Raw genomic sequence first — 3,571 nt, 5'->3', positions numbered from 1 at the left:
CCGGACCCAGCTCGACAAACGCCGTAACGCCCTCGGCCTCCAGCACCCGGACACCGTCCAGGAACCGCACAGCCTCCCGCACATGCCGCACCCAGTACTCCGGCGAACGGATCTCCTCGGCGCCCACCACAGAACCGGTGAGGTTGGAGACCACCGGAAGACGCGGAGCCTCGTACGTCAGGCTTTCGGCGACCTCGCGGAAGGCGTCCAGCATGCCGTCCATGTGCGGCGAGTGGAACGCGTGACTGACCGTCAGGCGACGGGTCTTGCGGCCCTGCTCGTCGAAGCGGGCGGCGATCTCCAGTACCGCGTCCTCGTCACCCGCGACCACCACCGACGCCGGACCGTTGACCGCCGCGATGCTCACGGCATCGGTCAGGTACGGCACCACCTCGTCCTCGGCGGCCTGCACCGCCACCATCGCACCACCGGACGGCAACTCCTGCATCAAACGGCCACGCGCCGCCACCAGCATGCACGCATCGTCCAGCGACAGCACACCCGCACAATGAGCGGCCGCGATCTCACCGATCGAATGACCAGACACGAAGTCCGGGCGCACACCCCACGACTCAAACAGCCGGAACAGCGCCACCTCGACCGCGAACAACGCAGGCTGCGTATACGCCGTCTGATCCAGAAGTCCAGCGTCGGAGTCGCCGAAGAGCACGTCCAGCAGCGGCACCTCGAACCGGGCGCACACCTCGTCCAGCGCTTCGGCGAAGACCGGGTACTCCTCGTACAGTTCCCGGCCCATTCCCAGCCGCTGGCTGCCCTGGCCGGTGAACAGGAACGCCAGCTTCCCTGCGGTCGTAGAGCCCTTGACCACTCCGGCGGGCGACTGCCCGCCCGCCACCGCACCCAGCTGCCGCAGGAACTCCTCGCGGTCGCCGGCCACGAGAACCGCCCGCTCCTCGAAGGCGGTGCGTCCCACTGCGAGCGAGTAGCCCACGTCGACCAGGTCCACGTCCTCGTCGGCCAGCAGCTGCGCGCGCAGACGGACCGCCTGGTCCCGCAGCGCGTCCGCGTCCTTGGCGGACAGCGTCCACGGCACCACAGAGGGAACGCGGACCGGTTGGGTCTCGCCCCGCTCCGCCCCGGCGATCGCCGGCGGCTCTTCGATGATGGTGTGGGCGTTGGTGCCGCTGATACCGAACGAGGACACGCCCGCCCGGCGGGGACGGCCGGTCTGCGGCCACTCCCGCGCCTCGGTCAGCAGCTCCACCGCACCCGCCGACCAGTCCACGTGCGGCGTCGGCTCGTCGACGTGCAGGGTCTGCGGCAGCACACCATGCCGCATCGCCATCACCATCTTGATGATGCCCGCGACACCCGCAGCCGCCTGCGTGTGACCGATGTTCGACTTGATCGACCCCAGCCACAGCGGCCGGTCCTCGCCACGCTCCTGCCCGTACGTCGCGATCAGTGCCTGCGCCTCGATCGGGTCACCCAGCGTCGTGCCCGTTCCGTGCGCCTCCACCGCGTCCACGTCCGACGCCGCAAGACCCGCCGACGCCAGCGCCTGACGGATCACCCGCTGCTGGGAGGGACCGTTCGGCGCCGTCAGACCATTGCTCGCACCATCCTGATTGATCGCCGAACCCCGCACGACCGCCAGCACCGGGTGACCGTTACGGCGGGCATCGGACAGCCGCTCCACCAGCAGCATGCCCGCACCCTCACCCCAGCCGGTGCCGTCCGCACCCGCCGCGAACGCCTTGCACCGCCCGTCGACCGAAAGCCCACGCTGCCGGCTGAAATCAACGAACGTCTCCGGCGTGGCCATCACCGCCACACCACCGGCCAACGCCAGATCACACTCACCACTGCGCAACGCCTGAGCCGCCAGATGCAACGCCACCAACGACGACGAACACGCCGTGTCCACCGTCACCGCAGGACCCTCGAGCCCCAACGTGTACGCCACCCGACCAGACGCGATACTCCCCGCATTCCCGGTCCCGATGTACCCCTCAACCCCCTCCGGGAACTCCACCAGCCCCGCCAGATAGTCGTGATACATCACCCCCGCGAACACACCCGTACGACTCCCCCGCACCGACGTCGGATCGATCCCCGCCCGCTCCAACGCCTCCCACGACGTCTCCAGCAGCAACCGCTGCTGCGGATCCATCGCCAACGCCTCACGCGGACTGATCCCGAAGAACCCCGGATCGAACTCCCCCGCCCCATACAGGAAACCGCCCTGCCGCGTGTACGACGTCCCCGCATGATCCGGATCCGGGTGATACAACCCCTCCAGATCCCAGCCCCGATCCGACGGGAACGACGACACACCGTCCCCGCCACCGGCCACCAGCCGCCACAAATCCTCCGGAGACTCCACACCCCCGGGAAAACGACAGCTCATCCCCACAATCGCGACCAGATCATCCCCGACGACCCGCCCACCAACACCCACACCAGCACCAGTGACAGCGGCAGCGGGAACCACAGCCTGCGGACCCTCCGGCCCCACCAACTCATCCCGCAGATACCGCGCCAGATCACCCGGCGTCGGATAATCGAACACCAACGTCGCCGGCAACCGCAGCCCCGTAACCGACCTCAAGTCATTACGCAGCTCCACCGCCGTCAACGAATCAAAACCCAACTCCTTGAACGCACGCCCAGGCGCCACCGCCTGGGGCCCGGCGTAGCCGAGCACGCCAGCGACACTGCGCAGCACCAACTCGAGCAGCTCGCGGTCCTGTTCGACCGCGGGCAGACCGGCCAGGCGCTGTCCGAGCGAGGTCGCGGTGCCGCCGGATGCGGCGTCCGTCACGCGTGGCAGTGGCATCCGTACCAGGCCGCGCAGCAGTGCCGGGACCGTCCCGGTGGCCGCGGCCTCGGCCCGCAGCGCCGCCAGGTCCAGCCGCATCGGCAGCAGCACTGCCTCGTCCACCCCCACCGCCGTGTCGAAGAGGGCCAGGCCCTCCTCCGACGACAGGGCGGTCATTCCGTCGCGCGAGATCCGGCGCAGGTCACGGTCGCTGAGGGTTCCGGTCATGCCGCTGGCTTCGGCCCACAGACCCCACGCCAGCGTACTCCCCGGCAGCCCCTCAGCCCGACGACGCTGCGCCAGCCCCTCCAAGAACGCGTTCGCCGCCGCGTAGTTGCCCTGACCGGCAGCACCGAAGACCGCCGCCGCACCGGAGAACAACACGAACGCCGACAACCCGGCATCGCGCGTCAACTCATCCAGCAGCAACGCCGCATCCACCTTCGGACGCAACACCGCGTCCACCCGCTCAGGCGTCAACGACGACATCACACCGTCATCCAGGACACCCGCCGCATGCACCACAGCACACAACGGATGCTCGGCGGGTATCGAGACCAGGAGGGAGGCCAGCGCCTCGCGATCCGCCACATCACACGCCGCCCAGGTGACCTCTGCACCCAGCTCCGCAAGCTCGGCGGACAGCCCGGCCGCGCCCTCGGCCTCGGCGCCGCGGCGACTCACCAGCAGGAGGTGTCGTACGCCGTGCTCGGCGACCAGATGCCGGGCCACCAAAGCACCCAACGTCCCCGTCGCACCCGTGACCAGCACCGTGCCCCCGGCACCCCC

At 69.5% G+C, this 3,571-nt stretch carries 1 pseudogene; it reads right to left on the bottom strand.

Annotated elements, in window-relative coordinates:
* A pseudogene (locus tag ACWCQS_RS45955) lies at nt 1–3,559 on the bottom strand (type I polyketide synthase); the annotation flags it as partial.
* Nucleotides 3,560–3,571: the final 12 nt, after the last annotated feature.

It is taken from the genome of Streptomyces sp. NPDC002076 (genome assembly GCF_053593835.1).
Note: the sequence above shows the minus strand (reverse complement) of the source record. Positions and strands in the feature narration are given on the sequence as shown.